Source organism: Myxococcus dinghuensis (assembly GCF_024198235.1).
GTDB classification, from domain to species: Bacteria; Myxococcota; Myxococcia; order Myxococcales; family Myxococcaceae; genus Myxococcus; species Myxococcus dinghuensis.
This window is the reverse complement of record NZ_JAKCFB010000004.1, coordinates 350,007-375,268: the sequence shown is the minus strand read 5'-3', so window position 1 is coordinate 375,268 and position 25,262 is coordinate 350,007. Positions and strand designations below refer to the sequence as shown.

General features: G+C 71.9%; 21 protein-coding genes. 9 read left to right on the top strand and 12 right to left on the bottom strand.

Annotated elements, in window-relative coordinates; all coding sequences use genetic code 11:
* Nucleotides 1–92 precede the first annotated feature (92 nt).
* Nucleotides 93–650, top strand: a complete 558-nt coding sequence (locus LZ198_RS08490) for a hypothetical protein (protein ID WP_253971381.1) — start codon at nucleotides 93–95, stop codon at nucleotides 648–650.
* 64 nt (nucleotides 651–714) lie between these two features.
* Here the strand turns inward: LZ198_RS08490 and LZ198_RS08485 are convergent, their stop codons facing one another.
* Together LZ198_RS08485 and LZ198_RS08480 are read right to left on the bottom strand one after the other, a co-directional pair.
* Nucleotides 715–1,380: a DUF4476 domain-containing protein gene (locus LZ198_RS08485; RefSeq protein ID WP_253971380.1), complete on the bottom strand. Its 666-nt coding sequence runs from the start codon at nucleotides 1,378–1,380 to the stop codon at nucleotides 715–717.
* 111 nt (nucleotides 1,381–1,491) lie between these two features.
* Nucleotides 1,492–2,100 (bottom strand): 2,3-bisphosphoglycerate-dependent phosphoglycerate mutase, encoded by a 609-nt coding sequence (locus LZ198_RS08480; protein ID WP_253971379.1) that lies wholly within the window; start codon nucleotides 2,098–2,100, stop codon nucleotides 1,492–1,494.
* Between the two features lie 131 nt (nucleotides 2,101–2,231).
* Here LZ198_RS08480 and LZ198_RS08475 point away from each other — a divergent pair, with 131 nt between their 5' ends.
* On the top strand, nucleotides 2,232–3,491 hold the full coding sequence (locus LZ198_RS08475) for a DNA glycosylase AlkZ-like family protein (protein WP_253971378.1): 1,260 nt from the start codon (nucleotides 2,232–2,234) through the stop codon (nucleotides 3,489–3,491).
* Between the two features lie 6 nt (nucleotides 3,492–3,497).
* Here LZ198_RS08475 and LZ198_RS08470 read toward each other — a convergent pair whose 3' ends face one another.
* A complete protein-coding gene (locus tag LZ198_RS08470; protein WP_253971377.1) occupies nucleotides 3,498–4,349 on the bottom strand; it encodes a helix-turn-helix domain-containing protein in 852 nt (283 codons plus the stop codon).
* 76 nt (nucleotides 4,350–4,425) lie between these two features.
* Between LZ198_RS08470 and LZ198_RS08465 the strand changes: the two genes are divergently transcribed.
* Nucleotides 4,426–5,268 (top strand): MBL fold metallo-hydrolase, encoded by an 843-nt coding sequence (locus tag LZ198_RS08465; RefSeq protein WP_253971376.1) that lies wholly within the window; start codon nucleotides 4,426–4,428, stop codon nucleotides 5,266–5,268.
* 9 nt (nucleotides 5,269–5,277) lie between these two features.
* On the opposite strand, the gene LZ198_RS08460 is transcribed toward LZ198_RS08465, so the two are convergent.
* Genes LZ198_RS08460 through LZ198_RS08450 form a run of 3 tightly spaced genes read right to left on the bottom strand, consistent with a single transcriptional unit; the run spans nucleotide 5,278 to nucleotide 7,852 of the window.
* Complete coding sequence (locus LZ198_RS08460) at nucleotides 5,278–5,991, bottom strand: TenA family transcriptional regulator (protein ID WP_253971375.1); 714 nt, start codon at nucleotides 5,989–5,991, stop codon at nucleotides 5,278–5,280.
* Entirely contained in the window at nucleotides 5,961–6,881 is a 921-nt protein-coding gene (locus tag LZ198_RS08455; RefSeq protein ID WP_253971374.1) for a GNAT family N-acetyltransferase, read from the bottom strand. Before LZ198_RS08455 ends, LZ198_RS08460 begins: the two co-directional genes overlap by 31 nt.
* A complete protein-coding gene (locus tag LZ198_RS08450; RefSeq protein WP_256559353.1) occupies nucleotides 6,878–7,852 on the bottom strand; it encodes a DUF3419 family protein in 975 nt (324 codons plus the stop codon). The genes LZ198_RS08455 and LZ198_RS08450 overlap by 4 nt, the downstream gene beginning before the upstream one ends.
* A gap of 83 nt (nucleotides 7,853–7,935) precedes the next feature.
* On the opposite strand from LZ198_RS08450, the gene LZ198_RS08445 reads away from it, so the two are divergent.
* From LZ198_RS08445 to LZ198_RS08435, 3 genes are all read left to right on the top strand, one after another.
* A complete protein-coding gene (locus LZ198_RS08445) occupies nucleotides 7,936–8,862 on the top strand; it encodes a fatty acid desaturase family protein (protein ID WP_253971372.1) in 927 nt (308 codons plus the stop codon).
* On the top strand, nucleotides 8,855–9,754 hold the full coding sequence (locus tag LZ198_RS08440) for a phosphatase PAP2 family protein (protein ID WP_253971371.1): 900 nt from the start codon (nucleotides 8,855–8,857) through the stop codon (nucleotides 9,752–9,754). Before LZ198_RS08445 ends, LZ198_RS08440 begins: the two co-directional genes overlap by 8 nt.
* Before the next feature lie 198 nt (nucleotides 9,755–9,952).
* On the top strand, nucleotides 9,953–10,342 hold the full coding sequence (locus tag LZ198_RS08435) for a hypothetical protein (protein WP_253971370.1): 390 nt from the start codon (nucleotides 9,953–9,955) through the stop codon (nucleotides 10,340–10,342).
* A 201-nt stretch (nucleotides 10,343–10,543) separates the two neighbouring features.
* Here LZ198_RS08435 and LZ198_RS08430 read toward each other — a convergent pair whose 3' ends face one another.
* Entirely contained in the window at nucleotides 10,544–12,469 is a 1,926-nt protein-coding gene (locus tag LZ198_RS08430; RefSeq protein ID WP_253971369.1) for a Hint domain-containing protein, read from the bottom strand.
* Between the two features lie 178 nt (nucleotides 12,470–12,647).
* Here LZ198_RS08430 and LZ198_RS08425 point away from each other — a divergent pair, with 178 nt between their 5' ends.
* The gene (locus LZ198_RS08425) at nucleotides 12,648–13,565 is read left to right on the top strand and encodes an RluA family pseudouridine synthase (protein ID WP_253971368.1); all 918 of its coding nucleotides are present in this window, start codon (nucleotides 12,648–12,650) and stop codon (nucleotides 13,563–13,565) included.
* A gap of 39 nt (nucleotides 13,566–13,604) precedes the next feature.
* Here LZ198_RS08425 and LZ198_RS08420 read toward each other — a convergent pair whose 3' ends face one another.
* Nucleotides 13,605–14,090, bottom strand: a complete 486-nt coding sequence (locus tag LZ198_RS08420) for a hypothetical protein (protein ID WP_253971367.1) — start codon at nucleotides 14,088–14,090, stop codon at nucleotides 13,605–13,607.
* Between the two features lie 205 nt (nucleotides 14,091–14,295).
* Between LZ198_RS08420 and LZ198_RS08415 the strand changes: the two genes are divergently transcribed.
* The gene (locus LZ198_RS08415; RefSeq protein ID WP_253971366.1) at nucleotides 14,296–14,964 is read left to right on the top strand and encodes a cyclase family protein; all 669 of its coding nucleotides are present in this window, start codon (nucleotides 14,296–14,298) and stop codon (nucleotides 14,962–14,964) included.
* Nucleotides 14,965–14,972: 8 nt separating this feature from the next.
* Here LZ198_RS08415 and LZ198_RS08410 read toward each other — a convergent pair whose 3' ends face one another.
* From LZ198_RS08410 to LZ198_RS08395, 4 genes are all read right to left on the bottom strand, one after another.
* Nucleotides 14,973–17,087: a hypothetical protein gene (locus LZ198_RS08410; protein ID WP_253971365.1), complete on the bottom strand. Its 2,115-nt coding sequence runs from the start codon at nucleotides 17,085–17,087 to the stop codon at nucleotides 14,973–14,975.
* The gene (locus LZ198_RS08405) at nucleotides 17,074–18,078 is read right to left on the bottom strand and encodes a DUF3142 domain-containing protein (RefSeq protein ID WP_253971364.1); all 1,005 of its coding nucleotides are present in this window, start codon (nucleotides 18,076–18,078) and stop codon (nucleotides 17,074–17,076) included. The genes LZ198_RS08410 and LZ198_RS08405 overlap by 14 nt, the downstream gene beginning before the upstream one ends.
* 547 nt (nucleotides 18,079–18,625) lie before the next feature.
* Nucleotides 18,626–19,297 carry a hypothetical protein gene (locus tag LZ198_RS08400; RefSeq protein WP_253971363.1) on the bottom strand — a complete coding sequence of 224 codons (672 nt, stop codon included), beginning with the start codon at nucleotides 19,295–19,297 and terminating at the stop codon, nucleotides 18,626–18,628.
* A gap of 50 nt (nucleotides 19,298–19,347) precedes the next feature.
* Entirely contained in the window at nucleotides 19,348–21,378 is a 2,031-nt protein-coding gene (locus tag LZ198_RS08395; protein WP_253971362.1) for a YgiQ family radical SAM protein, read from the bottom strand.
* Nucleotides 21,379–21,636: 258 nt separating this feature from the next.
* On the opposite strand from LZ198_RS08395, the gene LZ198_RS08390 reads away from it, so the two are divergent.
* Nucleotides 21,637–25,206 carry an AAA family ATPase gene (locus tag LZ198_RS08390; RefSeq protein WP_253971361.1) on the top strand — a complete coding sequence of 1,190 codons (3,570 nt, stop codon included), beginning with the start codon at nucleotides 21,637–21,639 and terminating at the stop codon, nucleotides 25,204–25,206.
* The last annotated feature ends 56 nt before the right edge of the window (nucleotides 25,207–25,262 follow it).

The following is a 25,262-nucleotide window of genomic DNA, read 5'->3' as shown; positions in this document are numbered from 1 at the left end:
CCGCCCGGCGGGCATGCGGCCCGCGTGTCCCTGGCCGCCCGCGCGCGCCATGTGCACCTCTACCCGTGGACCGTGGTCCCGGGGAGGCAGGCATGCGGATTCGAGACAGGGAACGGAGGCAGGCCGGGCATGCGGGCGCCTGGCTTCTGGGCGGCGCGCTGCTCTTCTCCGCTCCGGCGGGGGCTCTTCCAGAGCAGGGGGAGAAGCTGCCGGGGTTCTCCGCCAAGGACCTGGAGGGCAAGGCCCACCAGAGTCACGAGTTGAGCGGCCGGCCCACGCTGCTGGTGGTCATCACCGACAAGGACGCGGGCGACGAGATGAAGCGCTGGTTCGACACCGCGGACCAACAGGTTCCGCCCGCCGTCCACCGCGCCTCCATCCTCACCTTCAAGCTGCCCTTCTTCGTGGGGGAGGGCGCGGCGCGCGAGCGTGCCCGCGCGCGGGTGCCTCGGCAGTTCTGGGACGACACGTGGCTCGACAAGAACGGTGACATGGGCAAGGCGCTCGCGCTGCCCACCAGTCGCACGCCGTACGCCATCGCGCTGGACGCGGACGGCCGTGTGATCGCCGTCGCCCATGCCACCGCGAACACGCCGGAGGCCCGGGAGGTGCTGAAGGCCCTGGTCGGCGCGGAGCGTCGCGAGCCCTGAAACGACGAAGGGCGCCGCGGAAACTCTCCGCGACGCCCGGGTCCTCTGCTCCGCCGCGCTGGAGTCAGCGCTGGGTGAGGATCTCCTGCAGCTTCTTCTTGTCCTGGGAGAACGTGAACGAGTTGAAGAGCAGGTAGTTGTTGTCCGTGTCGAGGATGCGGTTGCGCACGACCTGCACGGCGGCCAGCTTGTCGTCGGCGAACTGGAACATGTTGATGATGCGCGACACCTGGGAGACGAGGAGGTAGTTGTCGTTCAGGCCCATCGTCAGCATGCGCATCTTGTCTTCCTTGAAGGTCTCCCGGTTCATGGCGTCGATGACCCGCTGGAAGGCGCTGTCAGACATCGGCCGGATGGCCGGCGGCGGCGGCGGGGGCTGCGGCCTCGGCATCACGTTCGCCAGCAGCGGCGCCTCGCCGACCGCGCGACGCACGCCGTCGAGCTGCTCCTGGGCGCGGCGGGCCTTGGCGCGCGTGTCGCGGTCCGCGCGGTCCTCGATGTCCGCGAGCAGGCGCTCCAGACGCTCGATGCGGCTGGCGAGCTCGTCGCGGTTGACCACCACCAGCGTGCCCGTCTGGTTGGGCGGGACGAACGGACCCGAGGTCGGCGGGGCCGGCTGCTGCGGGACGGGCCGGCCCGGCGGGGGGCCACGGAACTTCTCGTTGGCCGAGTCCTGGGCGAAGGAGGAGGCGGCGGACAGCAATGCGACGGCGACGACGAGGGCCTTCATTGTGGCGTCCTTGTTGAGGTACTCGACACTTCAGACGGGGCCGGGCTCATGACATTCATTCCCGTTGCTCACAAGAGGGGGGCCTCGTCCGGTCGTTGCATTCTTTTTGTCTCAAGGACCGGGGGTCCGCTTTGACAGCACGGCGCCCTCGGTGGAGAGCTCGTAGACGAGGGGGACTCCCGTGGCCAGCTCCAGCCCCACGACCTGCTCGCCCGTGAGCTGGTCCAGTTTCATCACCAAGGAACGGTTGGAGTTGCCGTGGGCGACGACGAGGACGTTCTTGCCCAGGCGCAGGTCGCCGGAGATGGCGCGCTCGTAGAAGGGGAGCACCCGGCGGGCGGTCATCTCCAATGACTCGCCGTTGGGGGGCGGCACGTCGTAGGAGCGGCGCCACAGCTTCACCTGCGCCTCGCCGAACTCCCTCGCGGCGTCCGCCTTGTTGAGGCCCTGGAGGTCGCCGTAGTGGCGCTCGTTGAGCGCGGCGTCGCGGATGACGGGCGGGTGCTGGCCGAGCGTGTCCAGGATGATGGCCAGCGTCTCCTGGGCGCGGGTGAGCGCGGAGGTATAGGCCACGTCGAACTGGAGTCCCTGGAGCGCGCGCGCGGCGAGGCGGGCCTCGTTGCGGCCTTGCTCGGTGAGGGGCACGTCCACGAACCCGGTGAAGCGGTTCTCGTGGTTCCACAAGGACTGGCCGTGACGGACGAGGGCGAGGAGGGGCATGGACTCCCTGCTAGCCCAGGGGAGAGGTCCCGGCCAAGGGGGGAGGGCCGACTCCGGGAGGACCCCTGCACTCCGGGGGCTCGTGGCGCGGGGAGGGCCTTCCGGCCTAGACCTCCCGCACGGAGGAGTCCATGCCCCGCAAGAACGCCGCCCCCGCCGTCGCGCTTCGCATCTCCCTGGACCGTGCCCGCGCTCACTGGCTGCGGACGCAGGGGTTGGCGGAGCCGCTGTCGCTGTCCCTGGAGGCGCTCGTCGGCGCCACCGGCTGGGTGCGCACGCTCGGGGGCGCGGACGTGTATCTGGCGCTCGCGGCCCGTGCGCCCGACATGAAGCGGGCGGACCTGGACCGCGCGGTGGAGGCCTCTCGGCTCCAGGTGATTCCCGCGGTGCGCGGCTGCATCTACCTGGTGCCCGGCTCGGAGGTCGCGCTGACGCTGCGGGTGGCGGAGGCGCAGTACCGCAAGCGCGCCGAGCGCGAGCACGCGCAATCCGGCATCGAGCCGCGGGAGTTGGTGGACGTGGGCGAGGCGGTGCTCGTCGCGCTGCGCAAGGGCCCGCTGTCCACGGACGCGCTGCGCAAGGCGCTGCCCGCGGGCGTGGTGCGCAGCCTGGGCGAGGCGGGGAAGAAGGCGGGCATCTCCTCCACGCTGCCGCCGGCGCTGCGCCACCTCGAGTTCGAGGGGAAGGTGGAGCGCTCGTTGGAGGGCGGGCGGCTCGACACGGAGCGATACCTGTGGCGGTTGCCCGCGAGGAGTCCGTTCGCCGGCGCGAAGGTCCCGGCCGACGTGGAGGAGCGCAACGCGCGGCTCGCGGCCCTCTTCTTCCGCCAGTTCGGCCCGGCCACGGTGGCGGACTTCGCCGCCTGGGCGGGGTTCTCCCAGCGCGAGGCGAAGGCGGCGGTGGAGCGCGCGGCGCTGGTGCCCGTGGAGGTGGAAGGGCTGGGGGCCGCGGCCTTCGTCCCCGAGGACGCGGTGGCGGCGCTGGGGGTGGAGGTCCCGCCCGCCACCTCCGTGTCCTTCCTGCCGGCGGGAGACCTCTACTTCGCCGCGCGCGGAGGGCCGGGTCGGGTGACGGACCCCAGGCACCATTCGCTCCAGGTGCCCCGCTGGGGCAGCGCGAAGGACGGCACGCTGGGCGAGGTCGCGCACATGTCCCTGCGCGGGGTGCTCGACGGGGACCGGCTGGCGGGCTTCTGGGAGTTCGACGCGGAGGAGGGCGAGGTGCTCTTCCACACCTTCGAGCCCCTGTCGCCCAAGCGGCGCAAGCAGTTCGCGGCGCGGGCGGCGGAGGTGGCCTCCTTCCTGGAGGAGGAGGTGGGCCACGCGCGCTCCTTCACGCTGGACACCGAGGCGTCGGTGGCCGAGCGCGCGGCGCTCATCCGCTCGTTGTAGTCCAACTCAGCCGGTCAGCGACGCGGTGGACGCCTCCGCGCGCAGCAGGGCCCGGGGCGTGACGCCCGTCAGGTCGCGGAACTCGGTGATGAGGTGGGCCTGGTCGTAGTAGCCGGTGGCGGCGGCGATGGCGCCCCAGTCCGGGGACGACGTGCGCCGCGAGGCCCGCACCGCGCGCTGGAAGCGGACGATGCGCGCGAAGGCCTTGGGGCCCATGCCCACCACGTCGTCGAAGGCGCGGCGCAGTTGACGCTCGCTGACGCCCAGCTCGCGCGCGAGCGCGTCGACGCGAGGCAGCTCCGTGGCCTGGGTGAGGGTGCGCACGGCCCGCCGCACCACGTGCGCGGAGGCGGGCTCGAACACCTCACCGGAGCGCAGGCGCGCGGCGAGCGTCGACTCGACCTGCCGGACCCGCTCGGTCATGTCCGAGGTCTCGCAGAGGGCCTCGCGCAGCAGCGCGCCCTCTCGCCCCCACAGCGTGTCGAGCGACACGACGCGGTTGTTGAGCGTCGACATGGGGACGCCGAAGAAGGGATAGGCCCCGCCCGCCTTGAAGCGCACGGCGATGGCCTCTGGCGGCACGTCGTCCCCCTGCTTGTGGAACACGCTCTGCCGCGTCCCCACGACGTAGGCGTCGCCGCGCGTGGGCGTGAAGCGGAAGATGAGCTCCGCCTCCCCATCCGGCAGGCGGACGTACGAGCCGTCACTCCGAGGGCCGCGCGCCATGGCCCGGATTCCCCGGATGAAGCTGGAGAGTGGCCCCGTGGGCGCGCGCTGGAACGAGGAGGACGTCACCTCCCGAGAATCACCCAGGCCGCCGTCGCATTCAACGCGACGGACCCGGAGGCGAGGCGCCATGGCCGATTTCTCCAATCGGCTCCGGACCCACCTTCCTACCTTGTGGGCCATCACCGCTCATCCCCGAGGTCTTCCGATGCGAGTCCACCACATCAACTGCGGAACCATGTGCCCCGCCAGCTCCCGCTTCGTCCTGGGCGAGGGAGGCCTCTTCTCCCGCGCCCGGATGGTCTGCCATTGCCTGGTGCTGGAGACGAACGAGGGCCTCGTGCTGGTGGACACCGGCCTGGGGATGCACGACATCCAGAACAAGGCCCGACTGGGCTCCAGCTTCCTCTCGCGCAGCGCGCCGGCGCTGGACCCGCGCGAGGCGGCCGTGTCCCAGGTGGAGCGGCTGGGCTTCAAACGGGAGGACGTGCGCCACGTCGTGCCGACGCACCTCGACCTGGACCACATCGGCGGGCTCGCGGACTTCCCGCAGGCCCAGGTGCACGTGTTCCGCGACGAGCACACGGCGGCGATGAAGCCCGTCGGTCGCAGCAAGACCTACGGCTACCGGCCCCAACAGTGGTCCCACGGCGTGCAGTGGCGGCCCTACACGGTGGAGGGCGAGCGCTGGTTCGGGTTCGAGTCGGTGCGGGTGATTCCCGGCCTGTCCTCGGAGGTGTTGCTGGTGCCGCTGGTGGGCCACTCGGATGGGCACTGCGGCGTCGCGGTGAAGACGGAGGGCCGGTGGTTGCTGCATGCCGGGGACTCGTACTTCTCCCACCGGGAGATGGACCCGGTGTCACCCCGCAGCCCCATGGGCCTGGCGCTCTTCCAGCGGATGCGCTCGACGAACAACGCCGCGCGAGTGAAGAACCAGGAGCGGCTGCGCCAGCTCAGCCGGGACCACGCCGACGAGGTGACCGTCTTCTCCGCCCACTGCGCCACGGAGATGGACCGGTTCCAGGCCCGTTCCCTGGCCACCGCGGCCTGAAGGCGTGGGTCAGCCACCCCGCTCGCGCCGTGCCCGGTACAGGCCTTCGTAGAGGCCGAGGAGCAGGTGTCCGCCGAGCGCGAGGCCCTGCTCGATGTCCCGCGCCATGCGCGTGTCGGAGGCGTGGGGCGCGTCGAGCTGCCGGTAGAAGCCGTCGGCGTGCTCCTCGTCCAGCGTCGCGTGCGTGGGGTAGTGGACCATCTGGTCGGAGGCGAGCCAACCGCGAGCGACGATGCCGCGGCCCAGCGCCAGGGAGATGCCGCTGAACAGGTCCTCGATGATGCCGAACACCGCCAGCCCGACGTGGGGCGGTTCGCACGTGCCGATGCCGGACAGGGCGGCGTTGAACGTGCGCACGGCGGGGCCGAAGTCGCCCCGGTCCAGACGTCCCGTGTCGGCGCCGAGCCGCTCCAGCAGGAGGCGGAACGTGCTCTCGTGGCCGTGGGCGAGCGAGCCGCGGCCATGCTCGTCGAAGAGGTTCTCCACCAGGGGGAGGCGCTGCTCGGGACGCGGCAGCCGGCTGGCGAGCACCGCCATCGGTCGCGGGAAGTGCGCCACCGCGGCGAAGAACTGGAGCTGCGTCTCCACGAAGTCGTCCCGCTCGAACGCGCCGTCGCGCAGCGCGCGCAGGTAGTCCGAGGACTCCAGGACGTTCCATTGCGTCTTCAGCGCGGAGACGTGGTTCCGGAGGCTCAGATTTCGGACGAGGGAAGATGCACCCATGATGGCGCCCCCGAGGAAAGGGTGAGGTCGAGCGAATAGAGGGTGCACGTGGCGTCGGGCACGAGCCCCTCGGCGCGGAGCCAGTCGAGCTGTGGCCCCAGTCGCTCGTCGAGGCCGAAGCAGGCGAGGACGTCTCCGCCCCGGTCGGCGAGCTCCCGGCCGCAGTCGCGCACGTAGCGTGCCCAGCCGTGGGTCCAGGCCTCGGGCGGCGCGGCCAGGTGGACCAGGGGCCAGGGCCGACCGGTGGAGCGGAGCTGGAAGTCCTTGCTGCCACGGGTGGAGCACCAGCCCGTGCCCTCCAGGGGCCGCGACGGGGCTGGGCCCAGCCGGAGGACGTCTCCGCGAGGAACCTCGGGTGCGCGCGCCGGGTCGACGCCGGCGAGGCGGGCGGGTGGAACGAAGAAGAGCGCCTGACGGCTGGACGGGCGCCCCAGCTTCAACGGGTTCCAGCCCCGGACCGAGTGCATCACGTCCCCGCGTGAGCCGCGCATGGCCGCGCCGTAGAGGAACCGGGTGCCGCGCAGCGCGGGGATCCGGAAGAGGTACGTCAGGCCCTGGAGGATGAGCCTGCGCGCCAGGCCGGTGCCGCGCGCGGACGGTGTCACCTTCAGGTCGCAGATGTAGAGCGCGTCGATGGCGCGTGTCCCGCGGGAGACCTTGCGTGCGACACCTGTCACGGACCCCAGCAGCGTGTCGCCCTGGAGCGCGAGCAGGAAGTAGGCCTCACCCAGGGTCGAGAAGAACGGGTGGTAGACGGGGCCGTGGTCGATGAAGAAGTGGTCGGCGCCATCCGCGATGGGGTACTCGATGCCCTGCTCGAGCCGACGCAGCCGCTCGACGTAGGGCCCGAGCGTGTCGGGGCGGAGGACGGCGTAGCGGACCTCGTTCATGACGAGGCGGGCCGGCGGAAGCCGACCTCGATGCGTTCGTAGAAGAGGCTCCGGTCCTGGCTCTGCAACCGGCGCCCCAGCGCGTCGTCGAAGGTGAAGGCCGCGCCGAAGAAGCGCCGCAGGTCCCGGCGGTTGTTGAGCTGCCGCAGGAGTACGGCGCAGCCCGGCTTGGCCTGGTTCGCCAACACCGCGGCCCAGTCACCGACGAGCGCGTCGTCGGACCAGTCGAAGATGTTGGACAGGGAGATGACGTCGAAGCGTCCCAGCTCCGGGACGTCCGGCAGGGAGCCCTGGACGAGCGTCACGGAGGGCGGCTTCGTCGCACGCAGATACCCGGGCGCGTCCTCCTCACGATAGGCGCCCAGCAGCACATGCTGGAGATAGGGATTGCGAGCGGCGTCCTCGCGCCGCAACCCCCGCTCGAAGGTGGCCCGGAAGTAGCCGGGGTACGAACCCGGCGTGGCGTGCTGCGTGGCCGCGGGGCCGAACATGGCGTGCAGGAAGTCGTCCGCGAACGCGAGCGCGAACGCCACCGGCCAGTAGGGTGATGCGAACCAGCGCGCGCGCAGGGCCTCGCGTTGATGCTCGGAGGTCTCCGGCTCGAAGAAGCGGGCGAGCTCCGGAGCGGGGGCGACGAACTCCTCGATGAAGTGGCGCAGGGTGCGGAAGAGCCCCTCGAACTCTCCGCCCTGGTTCAGGCCGGTGGTCGCCGTGTCCCGGACGTTGTAGCGCGCGAGGGGCTTCGCGCCGAGCCCGTCCAACTTCGCCCGCACATGGTCGAGCTGCCTCGGATTGAAGTCGAAGCCCACCACGTCCAGGGTGGGATGGCGGTTCGCCAGCGTGAGGAGCGAGCAGCCGCCCGAGGCGACCGCGAGGAGGGCGCGTGCGCGGGTGTGCTCGAGGAGGACCTGCTCCAGCTCGGGGTCTTCACGGACGACGGCGAACTTCAGGCGAAAGGGCGTGGAACTCAAAGGCACCGGTCGGGGCGAGGGTTGCGTCGGTGATGCCGTCAACTTAAGCCAGGGGTGCCACCACAGAAAGAGACCCTCCGACGATGTCATCCGAGCTGCTGACACCCCAGCGACTGCGTGAGCTCGAACACGTGGACGCCCGCCATGTTCCCAGGCTCGTCGTCTTCGTCGTCCTGTGGCTCGGCGCGACGGGGTTGGGGCTCCACGTGGCGCAGGCCTCGTCGACCCCCGGGACGTGGCTCGCGCGGGGCCTCCTCTATGTCCTCGCGGCGGCGTCACTGCACGGCATCAGCCTGTTCACGCACGAGGCGGTCCACGGAGGACTGTCACGGCGCCCGTGGCTCAACCGCCTGGGAGGAATGCTCTGCGCGTGGCCCGTGCTCCAGGACTTCGCGGCCTACAAGGTGCTCCACCTGCGACACCATCGGGACCTGGGGCGGGGGCAGGACCCGGACCACTACGCCAACTACACGGGGCGGCGTTGGCTGGAGGTGCTGATGCATTGGGGGAGGTTGCTGCTGGGCTATCCCGCCTACATCACCCTGATTCCCATCCTGGGCTGGAAGCATGGCACCGCCTCCGAGCGGCGTTGGGTGGCCTTCGAGGTGGTGGCGGTGGTGACGGGGGGCGTGCTCGCCACGGTGTGTCTGTCCTGGCCCGTGCTCCTGCACGGCTGGCTCATCCCCATGGCCATCATCAACACCCTGGTGAACATCCGGGGCATGAGTCAGCACACCTTCTTGCCGGAGAGCGACCACCCGGTGCGGGGCTCGCGCAGCATCCTCTCCAACCCGGTGACGCGCTTCTTCATGTGCAACGAGAACTACCACCTCGAGCACCACCTCTATCCGCGCGTGCCCTGGTACAACCTCCCCCACCTCCATCGGGAGTTGCGCGCGGGGTTGCTGGCCCAGGGCGCGCCCTTCATCCCGTCCTATGTGTCGTTCGTGGTGGGCGTCCTCTCCGGAAGGCTCTCGCTGGAGGCGCGGCGGACCTCCACGGATGGTTGAGCGGCTCCACCTCCATGAAGTGGCGTTGACGGCCTTCGGGCTGGTGCTGTCGGTGGCGCTCGGGCTCGTGACGGGGTGGGGGGCCTCCGTGACGCTCCAGGTGCTCGCGGCCACGGGGCTCTTCGCGCTGGCGGTGGCGTCGTGCGCGCGACTGGACGCGGTGCCGCACGTCTTCCGGGCCCGGCTGCTGCTGGCCTACGTGGCGACGTTCTTCTTCTATGCGTCGGTGAAGGACGCCGTGCCCGCGCTCGGCCTCCCCGTGCGCGACGCGGCGTTGCTGCGGATGGATGCGTGGCTGTTCGGGGGGAGCACGCCGTCCGTCTGGCTCCAGCGCTGGAGCGCGCCCTGGGTGTACGACCTCTTCAGCGCGAGCTACCTGTCCTTCCACGCCTACCTGCACCTGGCCATGGCGTGGGCCGTCATGGGGCCACGGGCGCGGGCCGAGCGCTTCTTCGGTCACGTCTTCGCGGCCTATGTCCTGGGCCTCGTGGGGTACTACCTGGTGCCCGCCCAGGGGCCCGAGGTGGCGTTCCCGGCGCTCTTCTCCTCACCTGTCGAGGGCGGATGGTGGACGGGGCTCAACGCGGCGGTCGTGTCCCACGGTTCGTCGACCTACGACGTCTTCCCCAGCCTCCACGTCTACATCACGTTGGTGTTGCTGGCGCACGACCGCGTGTCTCACCCGCTTCGCTTCCGGCTCCTTCTTCCCGTGGCGGTGCTCCTGGTCCTCTCCACGCTGGTCCTTCGCTACCACTATGCGGTGGACCTGCTCGCTGGCGCGGCGTGGTTCCTGGCCTTCAAGGTGCTCCACCCCAAGGTGTGGGCGTGGTGGGACACCCGGCGGCGCGTGCGCGAGGCGCGCCCGGAGCTGGCGCCCGGCGCCCCTCCGTGACGAGGCCTCGGACAAGCGAGCCGGGCCGGGCGCCCGGTGGGGACGGCGCGGCCTTGCGTCGCGGTGTCACGCCGCTCGCGCGACCTTGACGATTTGTCGTGCGGACGGGCGCGGGGGGCCGCGCAAGCCCTCGGATTCCGGAGGGAGTGCTCCTGGAACGGCGGTTGAAAGGCAACAGGGCGCCAGGAGGTCATCGCCATGTCTCAGTGCCGTCCGCGTCCGGTCGATTCCGCGAAGTGCTTCGCCACCTTCACGTTCTCCGAGCGAAAGGCGCTCGGGCAGCTTCGCCAGGAGGTGCTCGACTTCATCCTCGATTTCGGCAACCGCGTCCGGGCCAGCGGAATGACACACGTCACGGTGCTGGAGCGAGACCTGCCGCGTGGGCACCAGGGCTCGTCACTGGCGCGCCAGGCGCGCGGGTGGATCCTCCTGGTGAGCGACGATGAGCGGCTCATCACCTGCTACCGCCGCGCGGATGCGAACCAGTTCATCCGCCGCAAGTCCAAGCGTCGCGCCTTCGGCAAGAGCGCGCGACGTCCCGCGCGTCATCAGCGCGAGTCGTACAGCCGCGTCCGGGTGGCGTGGTAGTTCGTGGCCTCTTGGCGCAGACACTGGCCCGTGCCCCGGCTGGGGTGCGAGTCCCGCGCGTTGCCGCCGACGCGGGAGCTCCCACGGGTCCACGGTCGAGGACGCGCATGCTTCGCCAGTGCCGAGGCCCCGGCGGCTGGGCATGCTTCTCCCTCGAGGCGAGGCACCGGCTGGCCACGGGGCCAGCCGGCGCACGGTGCATCACGGCTTCGCGGCGGAGGTCTCCAGCGAAGCGCGGCGCGGCGTCGTCAGCTCGCGCTGCATGGAGTCATCACCGACGAGCAGCCCTTCGGCGAACATGGTCCGCTCGCTGGGGCTCAGCGACTCCAGCTCCTGGGGCGTGCCCAGCTTGAGGTTGTAGACCTTGCCCGTGTAGGGCAGCCGCTCGATGGCGACGATGGTGGACGTGCCCTTCTCGGTGCGCACCTTGTCCGTCACCTGCACCTTGTCGGCGGTGACGACGAGCCCGGAGGAGAGCAGCACGGGGTGCTGCTCCGTGAGGCGCACGTCGTGGCCCTGGTCATCCTCGAGGCGGACCAGCGGCTTGTTCTCGTGGCCGAAGATGACGTCCTGGATGGTGAGCACGCGGCCATTCGCGCTGGCGCGGACCTTGTCACCGACCTTGAGCGTCTCGATGGGCGCCCGTGTGCCGTCCGGCAGGGTGATGCGCGTGCCCTCGGCCATGCAGCTGTTGAGGACGTTCAGCTTGAACGGGCTGACCGGCATGGAGTTGCTGGTGAAGGTCACCAGGCGCGGGATGGCCGCGGGGCTCGTGCCGCAGATGGCCGTGGTCTGCACGGTGGCGGAGAGGATGACCGGCTCGTTGACGATGCGGGCCATCGTGCAGTCCGCGCCGCTGCCGGACGCGTCCGGGGTGGTCGAGGTGACGACGACGAGCTGACGCATGGACATGGTGCGGGGGCGGGGCTGTCCCACCGGGGGGAGGACGAACGCGGCGGAGAGGTCCGCGCGCGTCGTGCAGGTGCCGCCGGTGATGGTCTTGATGAGGCGCAGGCGCGTGAGCGTCGGGTTGACGGTCTGGATGAGGCAGTCACCCGTGTCGTTGGCGCCCGCGTCGAACGTGAGGTCGGTGGGCACGTAGATCATGTTGGCGTCGTAGGGCGTGCCCGTCGCGATGGGGAAGAAGTTGTCCGGATCTCCCGTCCAGCTCGGCGTGCTCGTCTTGCGCAGCGCGCTGCCCGCGGGGGCGGCGGCACCGAAGGGGACCAGCGTCCCGCCGTTGTTGCTCACCATGGCGTAGTCGCAGTCCCCGCCGCCGCGGAGCTGACAGGTGGTGAGGTTGAGCGTCGAGGGCGCCGTGCCGGCGTAGCGCGGGTGCGCCAGCGTGTAGCTCACCGGCGCCGCGGCGAACGCCGAGTCCAGCGTGGCGAAGGTGACGTGCTCCTCGCCGGTCTTCTCGTTGCTGGCGATCATCATCGACTCGACCACCAGCTTCTGGTTCTTCTCCACCGGCGTCTTCACCGCCACCGCGACGTCGTCGAACGTGGTGCCGTCGTCATGCTCCTCGCTGGCCGTCTTCGCCAGCACCTGCTTCTTCTGGCCGGACAGGTCGGTCGCATAGGCGGTGACGTCCGCGAAGACGTGCGTGGCGCCGCCCGCGCAGGTGGCGTAGGGCCCCACGCGGTAGGCGGCCGGTGTTTCGTTGGGGAGCGGCCGGGGGCCGTCGTTCCCCGGCCTCTTGGTGACGGGCTCCACCTGGAGGAAGTGGTCGCAGTGCCACTCCGTGGGCTTCTTGCCCGGGACCTGCTGGAGCGCCTTCGCGCGCGCCCGCTCCAGCGTCGCCAGGGCCTTGGCGAAGTCCCGGCGCGGGACGGGCTGTTGCTGGGCCTGGGCCTGCACCCCTTGCGTCGTGGCGGCCTCCGCGGCGGCGGCCTCCATGATGCGGAACTTCGCGTACTCGTAGTGGTCGTTGTTCGCCAGGTCCAGCCGGACGAAGTCCTCGTGCGGCAGGCGCTTGTTGAAGTGCTCGAGCACCGCCGAGTGTTGATCCTCGGTCGTCGTCGGCTTCGGTGGCGGACGGAGAATCCAGTCGCAGCCCGGCATCAGACACGCCCACGCCGCGACGAACAGCACTCGGGTCGCGGAGCGACCGTTGAGACTTTTCATGTTTCCCCCTCAGGACGGGACTTTCGGGTCCCGAGAATACTGTCATACGCAATGTGTGAGAAAGTCAACAAGCGGCGTCTGGCATTGGGTGCTGGTCAAAGACGACACCCCCTGATGCGTCATGACGCATGTCTCCAGCCGATTGACTCGGCGCTTCGCATGGGGGACGGGTAGGGCCATGGCGCAGCAGACGGTGTCCGTCCCCCGCGAGGCCGCTGGCGAGCGGTTGGATCGTTTCCTCTCCAAGCACGTGCCGGGGCTCTCCCTGGAGCGCGCGCGGGCGCTCATCGACGCGGGGGCCGTCCGCATCCGTGGCAAGAAGTGCCAGCCCACGCGCAAGCTGTGGGGCGGCGAGGACATCGACATCGACCGGCCCGCGCCGCGCGAGGCGCAGCGGCCCGCCGTCACGGGACCGGCGCTCACCATCCTCCATGACGACGCGGCGCTGGTCATCGTGGACAAGCCCGCGGGGCTCGTGGTGGAGCCGGAGGGCCGCGCCGCCTCCGTGGTGGACCTGCTCGCCGCGCAGCGACCGCCCTTCGACGTGGAGGGGCAGATGCTCCCGGGCGTGGTGCACCGGTTGGACCGCGAGACGAGCGGCTGCCTCGCCTTCGCCCGCACGGACGTGGCCGCCGCGGCGCTGCTGCGCGCGTTCCAGGAGAAGCGCGTGGACAAGCGCTACCGGACGCTCGTGTTGGGCGGGCCGCCCGCGAGTGGGCGGTTGGAGGGGCCCTATGCGCGCGACCCGGCGGACCCGCGTCGCTTCACCACGCGCGTGCCCTCGGCGCGCCGGGCCGCGCTCTCCTTCGAGGTGCTCGAGCGGTGGGGCGACGTGGCGTTGTTGGAGGTGGACCTGGACACGGGGCGCACGCACCAGATTCGCGTGCAGCTCTCGGAGGCGGGCTTCCCCGTGCTGGGGGACTCGCTCTACGGCACCGGGCCCGCGCGCGAGCATCCCGCGGCGAGGGCGCTGGGGCGACAGGCGCTCCACGCGGCGCGGCTGGAGCTGCCGGCGCTCGTGGCCGAGGGGCAGGTGCGCGTCGAGGCGCCCCTGCCCGAGGACTTCCAGCGCGCGCTGGCGTTGCTGCGCGGCTGACGCGCCCAGGCCACGTCGTGGGGCCCGGGCGCGCGGGGACTACTTCGCGTCCACCACGAGGACCATCCAGCGGTCCGTGGAGTGGTCGATGCGCACGTTCCCGGCGCCCGCCTCCTGGAGCTGCTGGACGATGCCCTCGAGGAACGTCAGGTGCTCCTTCGGCGCGTCGACGAAGATGTTCTTCGGGCCGTTGCCCTTGACCTTCGGCTTCTTCGCGGGGGCGGCGCCGCCACCGTTGAGCGCCTCGGGAGAGGCGGCGGCCTTGAGCTGGGCGGCCGCGTCATCGACGACGGGCTCGGGGGCGCTCTCCACCTCGACCTCGGGCTCCTCGGCGGGAGCGGTGGCCGCGGCGGCCTCCTCGGCCTCGGCGCGCAGTTGGTTGAAGGTCTTCAGGTTGATGGTGGAGCCGAACTTCGTCTTGAAGGCGTCCAGCGCCTCCTTGCTGCTGATGTCCGGCTGCTGGCGGAAGAGGGTGAGCAGGAACGCGTGGCGCTCCTGGGTCTGCTCCTGCGAGGTCCTGGCCATGGTCTTCAAAGCTCCGCGTGAACCGTGGGGGAATGAAAGGCGGCGCACCCTAACCGAGCGACCAGGTAGAGGAAAGCCACCTGGGTGTCCTGGCCAGCGCGCCACTTCCGGGTTCAGCGGGACTGGAAGCGAGCGCACGCCTTGTCCTCCGTCGCCCGGACGAGAAGGCGGGCCTCGTCGCGAGCCATGCGCACGATGAAGCGACATGGAGACCGCTGCGACGGGGGCTGAGATGCGCGAAGGAGGGCACGGGTGGGTGGACGTCTCCGTGCCGCTGCGCGACGGCATGCTGCATTGGCCGGACAATCCGGAGATACGGGTGACGCGGGCCCAGGACATGGCGCGCGGTGACGCGGCCAACGTCTCGCACCTCTCGCTGGGCGCGCACTCGGGGACCCACGTGGACGCCCCCATCCACTTCATCCCGGAGGGCGTGGGGGTGGACGCGCTGCCGCTCGAGGCCACCGTCGGCGTGGCGCGCGTCCTCGCCATCCAGGACGCGCGCGCCATCTCGGTGGAGGCGCTGCGGCGCGCGGACGTCCAGGCCGGAGAGCGCCTCCTCTTCAAGACGGCGAACTCGTCGCGCCATTGGGCGAGCGCGCCGTTCCGGCCCGACTTCGTCTGCCTGTCGGTCGAGGGCGCGCGCTACCTCGCGGAGCGGCGCGTGCGGACGGTGGGCATCGACTATCTCTCCATCGGCAGTCCGGAGGCGGGCGCTCCCACGCACCAGACGCTGCTGCGCGCGGGAATCGTCATCATCGAGGGGCTGGACCTGTCCGCCATCGAGCCGGGGACGTACGACCTCGTCTGCCTGCCGTTGCGACTGGAGAAGGGGGACGGCGCCCCGGCGCGCGCCATCCTCCGCCGTCGGTGAGGGCGGGGTCAGCCCCGCGCGGACTTGCGCTTGCGGTACAGCAGGATGGCCGCGAGCCCCGGCAGCAGGAGGCCGCTGCCCACCCACGCGATGCGCACGTGCATGGGCAGGCCCCGCCAGGAGCGCTGGGCCCGGAGCTGCTCCTGGACGCGGTCGAAGTTCGGCTCGGGGCACTCATGTCCGAAGCTCCAGGGCTCGTCGGCGATGGCCGCGCCCGTCCGGACGTAGAGCTGGTACAGGCGCTGCCCGTGGTCCGGGTCGGTGTTCCAGATGTAGCGCGCCGCGTGGCAGAGCATCATCGCGTAGGCATGGCTGCGGGGAGGCAGCAGGGCCGCGCCCCGCTGCGCCAGGTCCGCCGCCGTGGCGCGGTAGTGGTAGCGCATGGCATGGGGCGGCGCATGTCCGGCGACGCGCCGCTGCTCCGCGACCGCGAGCAGCGGCGGGCTCCCCACCGCCTCCCGCGCGGCGAACGCCCCGGGGGACAGCTCCTCGCGCAGCCGCTCCTCGTCGCTGCCCCAGGCCTCGTAGTCGCTGAAGTCATAGAAGCCGGACAGCCAGGCCCAGTCCGGCGCGACCTCCGTCCCCAGCAGCTCCATGCCGTGCCGGCGGGCGACGCGTGACGCGGTGTAGAGCGCCCGGGCCTTGTCCACCGGGTCCTCGGCGCGTCGGGACTGCTCCAGCGAGCCGACGTAGAGCCGCGCCTCCTCCTCCCACGCCGTCCCCCGGAAGTACTCCAGGGATTGGGCTTCCTGACCGTCGCGCAACAGCCGACGCGCCAGCAGCAGGCGGAGGCGGGGATTCATGCCCACGACCTTGATGTTCCGCTCCTCCTCCCAGGCCACCTGGGCTTCCTCGTCCGGGGTGCCGTCGTCGCGCACCACCTCGTTGCCGTACCGCATCCAGCGAAGCTCGGGCTCGCACCGGTCCTTCTCCGCGGGAGGATGGGCCGCGATGAACGTCGTCAGCTCGCTCGCGGTCAGCACGCGCTCGGCCACGTAGGCCAGGTCCGGCCAGCTGCAGCTCGCCAGCATGTGCTCCGCCGCGCCCGCGTAGTCCGCTCGGACCAGCGCGAGCAGGCCGCGCTCCGCCTCCACCCGCCCGAGGGGCCGCAGGGGCTCGCGCGACGCGTCGATGCGCCAGTCCTCCGCCTCCGGGAGCCCCTTCGCGGCCTGGGCCAACAGCACCTCCGCCGAGGCGCGGTCTCCCTTGCGCAGCGCCAGCTTCGCCTTCACCCAGGCCGAGAGCGGGGTCTGCTCCTGTTGGGCGAAGCGCTCCGCCAGGTCGAAGCGTCCCGCGCGCCACGCCGCCGCCGCGAGCCTGTCCGCGCCCGCGAGCGTGTCCCACGTCGCGAGCAGCTCCAGCGCGCGCGCCGCGCCCCCTTCCGCGGGGGATTCGTGCCAGTACCATTCCTGCCCGCGCGTCCACAGGAAGGTGGTCATCAGGCGCTGACCCAAGGGGTCCACGAGCACCGCCCGGAGACGGGCCTCGTCCCGGGCCAGCGCCCGCGCGACGATGAGCAGCGACACCTGGCCGGAGGTGCTGCCATGCGCCGCCTGCTCCGCGTACAGCCGGATGGCGCCCAGGTCGTCGCCCTTCGCGAGCAGCAGGCGGGCCTCCTCCCCGAGGCTCGCCACGGCGAGGCCCAGCGGGTCATCGAAGCCTTGACGCGCCAGCTCGCGCGTCCGGGAGAAGCCGTCGGGTGCGTCCTGCTCGAGGCCCGCGCCGGCGTTGCGCCCCAGCATGTACGCCGCGAAGGTGGAGAAGCGCCGCCGCTGCTCGGCGGGGAGCGAGAGCAGCTCGAGGAAGCGCGCTCGCGCCTGCATCGCGTCCCCGCGCTCGAACGCCTTCGCGCCCGCGGCGTACAGCGCCGTCTCGCGCTCGCCCCCGCCCGTGCGCGCGCCCTCCGGCTCCAGGCCTTCCGCGACGACGAAGGTGTCGGCGGGCTTGGGGACCAGTCGCGTGGCCTCCAGGAAGAAGGACCCGTCCGGCATCTCGGCCAGGGTTCCCACGCGTTCGCTCACGCGGCTCGCCGGGAAGTCGGGGCCGCACGCGTCCGCGGAGCGCGTGGGAGCCAACGACAGCAGGAGGATGACCAGGGACGCGGACAGGCTACGGAGCCACAAGAGACACCTCGGTTCCCCGCACGAAGCCGATGACACGTCGCTCGCCGGCGCGCAGGTGGGGAGGCCTGGGCGCCACGAGTGAGCTCCCCCGCGGGGCGTAGCCGCCCACGCCGTCGAGGACCTCGAGGTTTCCATTCAGGGTGAGGCGCGCGGGCGCCGGAGCGTCCACGCCGCCCGTGTTCTCGATGACGACGTCCAACGCACCGCCCCCCGCGTCCACCAGCCGGGAGGTGAGTCGCGGCGCCAGGGACTCACCGCGCAGCACCGTGGCCAGCGTCTGGACGCTCCACGAATCCGGGTCACCGGGGTGGCCCAGGCGGAACCAGACGATGCCCGTGATGCCGGGGACGGGGTGCTCGCGCAGCAGGGCAAGGAACCGGGCCACCTCGCGGGGCTCGGCCGTCAGCCGCGTCCCCTCGCGCAGCGTCACCCGGTAGGTCGGCAGGGCCACCCGGAAGGGGCGCCGCGAGGCCTTCGCCCAGGCCTCGACGAAGCCGCGCGCCTCCTCGGGCGTGAAGAGCGTGGGGGCGCGCACCGCGTGGACCTGGACGACGAGGTCGTCGGGGAGGGCGGTCAGTCGCTCCAAAGCGGGGGAGGAGGCCCAGGTGGGCAGGGCGGTGATGGAGAGCGTCAGGTCCCCGAGCGAGGCCTTCTCGCGCGCGAGCCAGTCCGCATAGGCCGGCAGGGAGGGCGTCGCGCAGTCGTGGTCCAGCTCCACGCCGCGGACGCGCACGCCGCTGTCGCGCCAGCGCCGGGCGAGGGTGGTGACCTCCTGGAGGGAGACGCCGTCCAGGGGCGCGGTGCCCTCCACGCGCATGACGGCGACCACCTCGCGGCCCGAGCGCGCCAGCGCCCCGACGTCCACCGCGACGTCCACGGGCGTGCGCGCCGCGCCGGAGCGCTCCCTCGCGAGCACGCGCAGCGCGGTCAGCTCCACGGGGGCTTGGGGCAACGTCCGCGTCAGCTCCGGGCTCCAGTCGCGCTGCCACACGTAGGCCTCGTGGCTCAGCGCTGGCGGCGGCGCGCGTGTGCAAGCGAGGCCGACCCAGAGGCACACCACGGCGCCTACGACGCTTGTGATGGACGGCGGATGGAGCGGAGAGGGCCTGCGCATGACGGACCACCGGGCGCGAGCGGGACGAAGTGCTTCGAGCACGGCTCCCAGGTCCGGTGTGTCGACATGGTGCCACACCCGGGCCCACGAGATTGTCTCCGTCGCGCGCTGTCGCCACGCACGGGAGACCCGTTGGAGTTCTCACGATGCGAGCGCCGCGCGCCGGGAAGCGAGCGGACGGGCGAGCGGGGTCCCCCGCGTGCTCGGGTTCCTCGTCGTGCGTGTCTGGCCACACCCGACGGGAGGGCCGCTTCATCCGGGGACCTTGCGCTCGCCGGTCTCGTGGGGTCGTCGCCAGCGGGCTCGACTCACGGGGCGGTGGCACGTTCCAACCCGGCACATCGGTCGACGAAGGCCGAGCGTGCCACCCCCGGCGGGTAGCGCGCCCTTCGCGTGGACGCTCGGGAGCGGTGCTCTCCGGCGGTCAGGGAGGGGGGAGGGGCGGCCCGCTGTGGTCGCAGTGCAGCAGGACGGGCGGGTCGAAGCAGGTGAGCCGGTCGTTGTTCTGCTCGCAGCGGCCGTTGGGGGTGCTGGCGCAGCTCACCTGTGTCCGCAGGGCCTTGCAGTGATAGCCACAGCCGATGGCCTGGGAGGCATCGAGGCACTCCGGACGGGGGGTGTTCCCTCCCAGCTCGTGGATGACACTCTCCGGTGGGTCCCAGCAGACGAGCTCGTTGAAGTGGCTCACACACACGCCGTACTGCGTGTTGTTGCAGCGCACCTCGCCATTGTAGATGCGGCAGTTGAAGCCGCAGGTCACCTTGCCCCGGACCTCCTTGCACTCGGGGCGGATGAACACGGCCCCAGGTGGGTGGAAGATGGCCACGCGCGGCGGGTCCCAGCAATAGACGCGGCCCACGAGGACCTGACAGACGCCGTAGGGGGTCTGCGCGCAGGCCGTGTGCGGGCCGAACGTCTTGCATTGGAAGCCGCACACGGTTCGCCCGTTGGAGTCGACGCACTCGGGCCTGGGGAGCACGACTGGCTTGGGAGCCTCGACCTCCACGACTTGGGATGGAGGCGTTCGCGACGGCACGGGCGGGCGGGCGGTGGTGGGCGCGCTCGTCAACAGCCACAGGGCGATGATGGGGAGCATGGTGCCCCCCGACGAAAGTCCCCGCGATTTATTCACGCCCAGGCTGGGCTTCAGCGGGAGCGGGTGCCGGAGGGGTTCGGCCGCCGCGCGCCAGGACGACCCGGGCCCCGGAACCCACCCTGTGGGGGCTTGGAGGTGGCGGGGCGCGTCTCGCGCGGGGCGTCATCGTCCTCGCGGTCGGTGCGCTGGCGACGCGCGGCCTCCGCGGGGGTCTCCGCGGGCACCAGCGCATGCGGGCCACGGCCGATGAGGTCCGCGCGACCCGCGAGCTTCAGCGCCTCGCGCGCCAGGGGCCAGTGCTCGGGGTTCCAGTAGAGCAGCAGCGCCTTCTGGAGCCGCTTCTCGCGCAGGCCCTGCGCCGTGTAGACGGGCTCCATCTTCAGCGGGTCCATGCCCGAGTAGTACATGGCGGTGGCCATGGCCATGGGCGTGGGGATGAAGTCCTGCACCTGACGGGGGCGCTTGCCGTTCTGTTTCAGCCAGAGGGCCAGGTCCACCATGTCCTCCAGCGTGGAGCCGGGGTGGCCGCTGATGAAGTAGGGGATGTCGTACTGCTCCTTGCCCGCCTCCTCGCTGGCGCACGCGAACATCTGCTGGAAGCGCTCGAAGCTCTCGATGCCGGGCTTCTTCATCTTCTCCAGCACGCGCGGAGACACGTGCTCCGGCGCCACCGACAACTGTCCGCCGACGTGGTGCGCGGCCAGCTCCTTCACGTACTCCGGCGAGCGCTCCGCCAGGTCGTACCGCACGCCGCTGGCGATGAAGACGTGCTTGACGCCCTCTTCCTTGCGCACCTCCTTCATCAGGCCGATGAGCGGCCCGTGGTCCGTCTGGAGGTTCTCGCAGACGCCGGGGTGGACGCAGGACAGCTTGCGGCACCGCTTCTCGATGTCCTCGCTCTTGCACTTGAGCTTGTACATGTTGGCGGTGGGGCCACCCAGGTCGGTGATGGTGCCCCGGAAGTCGCCCATGCGGCGCAGCGCGCGCACCTCGCGCAGGACACTCTCCGCGGAGCGGCTCTGGATGACGCGGCCCTCGTGCTCGGTGATGGAGCAGAAGGTGCAACCGCCGAAGCAGCCGCGCATGAGGACGATGGAGTGCTTCACCGTCTCGTACGCGGGGATGCCCTCGTCCTTGTAGAGGGGGTGGGGGACGCGGTTGAAGGGCAGGTCGTACAGCTCGTCCATCGCCACGGACCGGCCCTCGTTGGCCGGGTCTCCCACGCCGTCCTCGAGCGGGAGGGCGGGGGGATTCATGAAGATGGCGCGGTTGCCGTGGCGCTGCGCGAGCGCGCGCGCGTTGCCCGGGTTGGTCTCCATCTGGAAGTCGCGGCTCATCACCGCGAAGGCCTGCTTGTCGGCGACGACGGCCTCGTAGGAGGGGAGCACCACCGTCTTGCGGTCCACGGCGCGGCGGGCCGGGTCGGCCTCGTGCGCGCGCATCTGCTCGTCGTTGATGAGGTACGCGGTGCCGCGCACGTCGCGGATGTCCTCGATGCGCTCGCCCCGGCGCATGCGGTCGGAGACCTCCATGATGGGGCGCTCGCCCATGCCGAAGACGAGCAGGTCGGCCTTGGAGTCGAAGAGGATGGAGCGGCGGATCTTGTCGCTCCAGTAGTCGTAGTGGGCGATGCGCCGCAGGCTCGCCTCGATGCCGCCCAGGATGATGGGCACCTCGGGGTACGCCTCGCGGCAGCGCTGGGCGTAGACGATGGTGGCGCGGTCCGGCCGGCAGTTGGTGCGGCCCCCGGGGCTGTACTGGTCCTCGGAGCGGTTCTTCTTCTGCGCCGTCAGCCGGTTGAGCATCGAGTCGAGGTTGCCCGCGGCGACCCCGAAGAACAGGCGCGGCGGCCCCAGCGCCTTGAAGGGCTCGGCCGAGTGCCAGTCAGGCTGGGGGATGAGCCCCACCTTGAACCCCCGTCCCTCCAGGAAGCGCGCGATGAGGACCGGCCCGAAGGCCGGGTGGTCCACGTACGCGTCGCCCGTCACGATGATGATGTCGCACTGCTCCCAGCCCCGGGCCTGCATGTCGGCGCGGGTGATGGGAAGGAAGGGATGGGCGTAGCGGGTCTGAGGGGCCATGACGGTGGGGCGGGCTGCTGGGGGCGTCACTCCTAAACACCCCGTGCCGCCCGAAGCAAACAGGGCGGAGCCCCGGTGTACACCGGGCCGGGGTTGGACACCTACCTTCCCGGTGGGAAGGCGACAGGGCGGGCGTCCCCGGTGTGTCGGGTCCTGTCGGTCGGCTCACTCCGGGCGCGCATTGACGTGGATCCATGCGTCCCCTACCTTCGCGCCCCCGCGCCCGGCGAGGGACCGAAGGGACCCGGGCTCGCCGCCATGACGCACCGGACGCACAACGAGGTCTCCGATGGGCGCGCTCCGCCCCCGGAGGGCGCCTCCGTCCGCGAGCTTCACGTCGAGTACGACGACGCCCCTCCCTCCGCACCCCCCGCGAGTGTCCGCCCGGCGCCCGAGGCCGAGCAGGACCTGCCGCCCCGGGACACCTCGGACGACATCCCGCGCTCGCCCAATCCGCTGCTGGCGCTGGCCCGAGCGGGGGGGAAGGCCTCGGGGCCCGCGCGCGCGGCGGTGGCGCGGGGGGCGGCGCCGTCGAGCGACGAGGCCCCGGCGAGGGATGTGGCCGCGACCTCGGACGTCACGGCGTCGCAGCGCGAGGTCATGCAGGCGGCCGTGGCGACCGGCAAGCGGCGCGAGGCCTGGACCCCGCCCGCGTACCTGCCGGAGGACCTGCGCGACGCGCTGCTGGCCGAGCGCAGCCAGTACCGCGCGAAGCTGCTCCAGGACGTGCGCCAGGTCAGCCTCCAGGGCCCCGGGGTGCTCTCCCTCGTGCCCGTCCCCGCGGCGGACCCGGACTGGTCCGGTGGCTCGCTGCTGGGGTTCCTCGGCGAGGAGTGTGTCTTCGGCGGCGACGTCGTCCACCTCGACTTCGAGTCCGGGCGCGTCTTCGCCGCCCCTGAGCACGGCGACGACGTGGACCGCCGCGCCCTGTCCGCCGAGCGTTGGTGCTACCGGCCCTACGACTTCGCGGAGGCGCTGTGCGCGGCGGCCTCGGCCTACGAGGAGCGTCAGCCCGCGCTCGCGGTGGCCATGGACCGCGCCTGTGGAGAGCCTCCGTCCGTCGTCGCGCGCGCCCAGGACGCGGAGCTGCTCCCCGCGGACCGGCTGTGGGCCCAGCCGTGGGGCTGTATCTGGGGGCCTCCCGGCACGGGCAAGACGACGGCGGTCGCCGACCTCATCGCCCGCGCCCTGCGCGCGTACCCCGGCGAGCGCATCCTCGCGGTGGCGCCCACCAACCGGGCCGCGGACGAGCTGGTGATGCGCGTCAGCGCCCTGCTGGAGCGCGCGCCCATCCCCCTGCGTCCGCTGGGCCGGAGCATCTTCCGGGGCGGCACGGGCGCGAGCGACGCGTTGGCGAAGCTGCCCACCGTCATGCTGGAGGACACCCAGGGCGGCAAGCTGCGCGCGTCCATCGAGGAGCGCGAGCGGGAGCTGTACCTCCAGCGTGTCCGGGGGGGCCCCGCGCACGAGCTGGCGAAGCTCCAGGCGGAGCTTCGTGGCCTGCGCGGGAAGATGAAGGACCCCACGCTCAAGGAGGCGGAGAAGGGCGACTGTCCGCTGATGGTGCTCACCGTGCACCGGGCCCTGCGCCTCGTGTCGGAGCTGGAGGGCAAGCAGACCTTCGCGCGGCTCGTGGTGGACGAGGCCGGCATGGTGACGCGCGCGGCGACCGCGCTCCTGGCGCCACTGGCCGAGCGCGTGACGCTCGCCGGCGACCCCAAGCAGATCGGCCCGGTGAGCCGCGCCGCGGAGGGCGCGGGACGGAACACGCAGAAGTGGCTGCGCGCCAGCGGCCTGTCGCATCTGGAGGACGCGGTGAAGGCCTCCGCGCGCCCGGACGTCCTGCTCTTGCGCACCCAGCACCGCATGCACCCGGACATCGCGCGCGTGGTGAGCCACTTCTGCTACGGCGGCGCGCTGGAGGACGGCGAGGTCGTCAAGGCCCGCGCGCAGAAGCCCGCGCCCGTGGCGGCCTTCGCGTCCTCGCGCGCCGGCTGGGTGGTGCTCGACGGCCTGAGCCGCGACGCGCGCCGGCTCACCCATGGGCGGGGGGAGACGGGCTCGGGCTACCAGCGCGAGCTGTCCGCGGAGCTGGCCGTGTCCCTGGCGCGCGAGGCGGTGCGCTCCGGGCTCAGCGTGCTGTGTGTCACGCCCTACCGCGCGCAGGCCGCGCTCCTGCGTCGGCTGGGCTCGTCCGCGGGGCTGCGCGGCGACGTCTTCAGCGCCTCCACCATCCACCGGCAGCAGGGCACGCAGTACGACGTCGTGCTCGTCGACACGGTGGCCGGCGGGAGACCCTTCCCGCCCCACACGCTGGTGCCCATGCTCAACGTGGCCGCCAGCCGCGCGCGCGACTACCTGCTGGTGCTGGCGTCGCGCGACGAGGCCCGGGGCGCCACCATCCCCCAGCGCTTCCTGTCGCTGCTGCCCCGCCTGCGCGTGCAGCCCGGCTCTCCGCCGCGCCTGGAGCCGTTGCCGGTTCCCAAGCAGCCGCCCGCGCCGCCGCCGCCCCCGCCCGCCGCGCCGGCCACGCTCGGCGGTGAAATCGAGAGCGCCCGCCCGGCGCGCCCGCTCTTCACCCAGGAGCAGGTGTCCCTCTTCGAGCGGCGCTTCGACGACGGCCACCACCTGGTGCGCGGCGTGGCGGGCAGCGGGAAGACGTTCGTGCTGGCGCACTGGGTGGCGCGCTATCTGCTGGAGCACGAGGACACCCAGGTGCTCGTGTCCTTCTTCAACCGGGCGCTGGCCCCGCTGGTGGAGAAGCTTCTGGTGGAGGCGCTCGCGCAACGCGCGGGGACGCTCCAGGTCCGGCCCCTGCGCGCGCGCGTCACCGTGAAGCACGTGGGCGCGTTGCGGCGGGTGGAGCCCGGCAGCTTCGACGCCGTCTTCGTCGACGAGGCGCAGGACATGGACGCCCGCGCGCTGGCCATGCTCCACGGGCTGGTGCGGCCGCACCTCGCGTCGGACGGGAAGGAGGTGCGCTGCCTCCAGCTCTTCATGGACGACTCGCAGAACGTCTATGGCCAGGTGCCCATCGACTCGCTGAAGGAGCAACTGCCGGAGGGGCTGTCCTTCCGGGGGCGCACCCGCATCCTGAAGGAGACGTTCCGCGCCACGCGCGACATCCTCGACGTGGCCTTCAACGTGGTGCTGGACCCGCTGCGCGTCCATGGCGCCACGGAGCCCGGCATGCGCGAGTACATGAAGGCCGGGGAGCTGGCGCGCGAGGGACTCCTGTGGCTGCCCGAGGAGACGCTGGAGGGGCTCTACCGCGTCCAGTCCACGGAGCGCGGCGGCGTGTTGCCCCAGGTGCGCGGCTTCGCCTCCGGCGCCAGCGAGGCCCGACAGGTGGCGAAGGAGGTGGCCCGCCTCATCCGCGAGGAGGGCGTGCACCCCGGCGACATCCTCGTGGTGGCCCCCGTCATGCCCTCGCAGTACACGCAGGCGCTGGACCGCGCCGGCGTGCCCGCGCAGGCCTACGGCGGCAAGGGTGGCCGGGACGTGACGGACTTCCGCGTCAGCGGCGTGGACCACGTGCGCGCCACCACGGTGTTCTCCTGCAAGGGGCACGAGTGCCCCATCGTCTTCTTCGCCGGCCTGGACGCGCTGGACACGGTGGAGCAGTGGATGGCCGGGGCCCGCGAGCGCAACGCGCGGGAGAACGAGCGCATCCGCCGCGCGATGTTCTACGTGGGCGCCACCCGCGCCATGAAGCGCCAGTACCTCACGGGGGTCCGGGGCGCCCGCTTCCTGCGGGTGGCCGCCCGGTACGTGGAGACACTCTCCGGGCTCGCCACCCCCGACGACGCGGACAAGCCCTCGCCCTGAGACACCTCGGGCCCGAGCGTCGCGGCCATCGCGACACCCGGGCCCGGGCACTCACG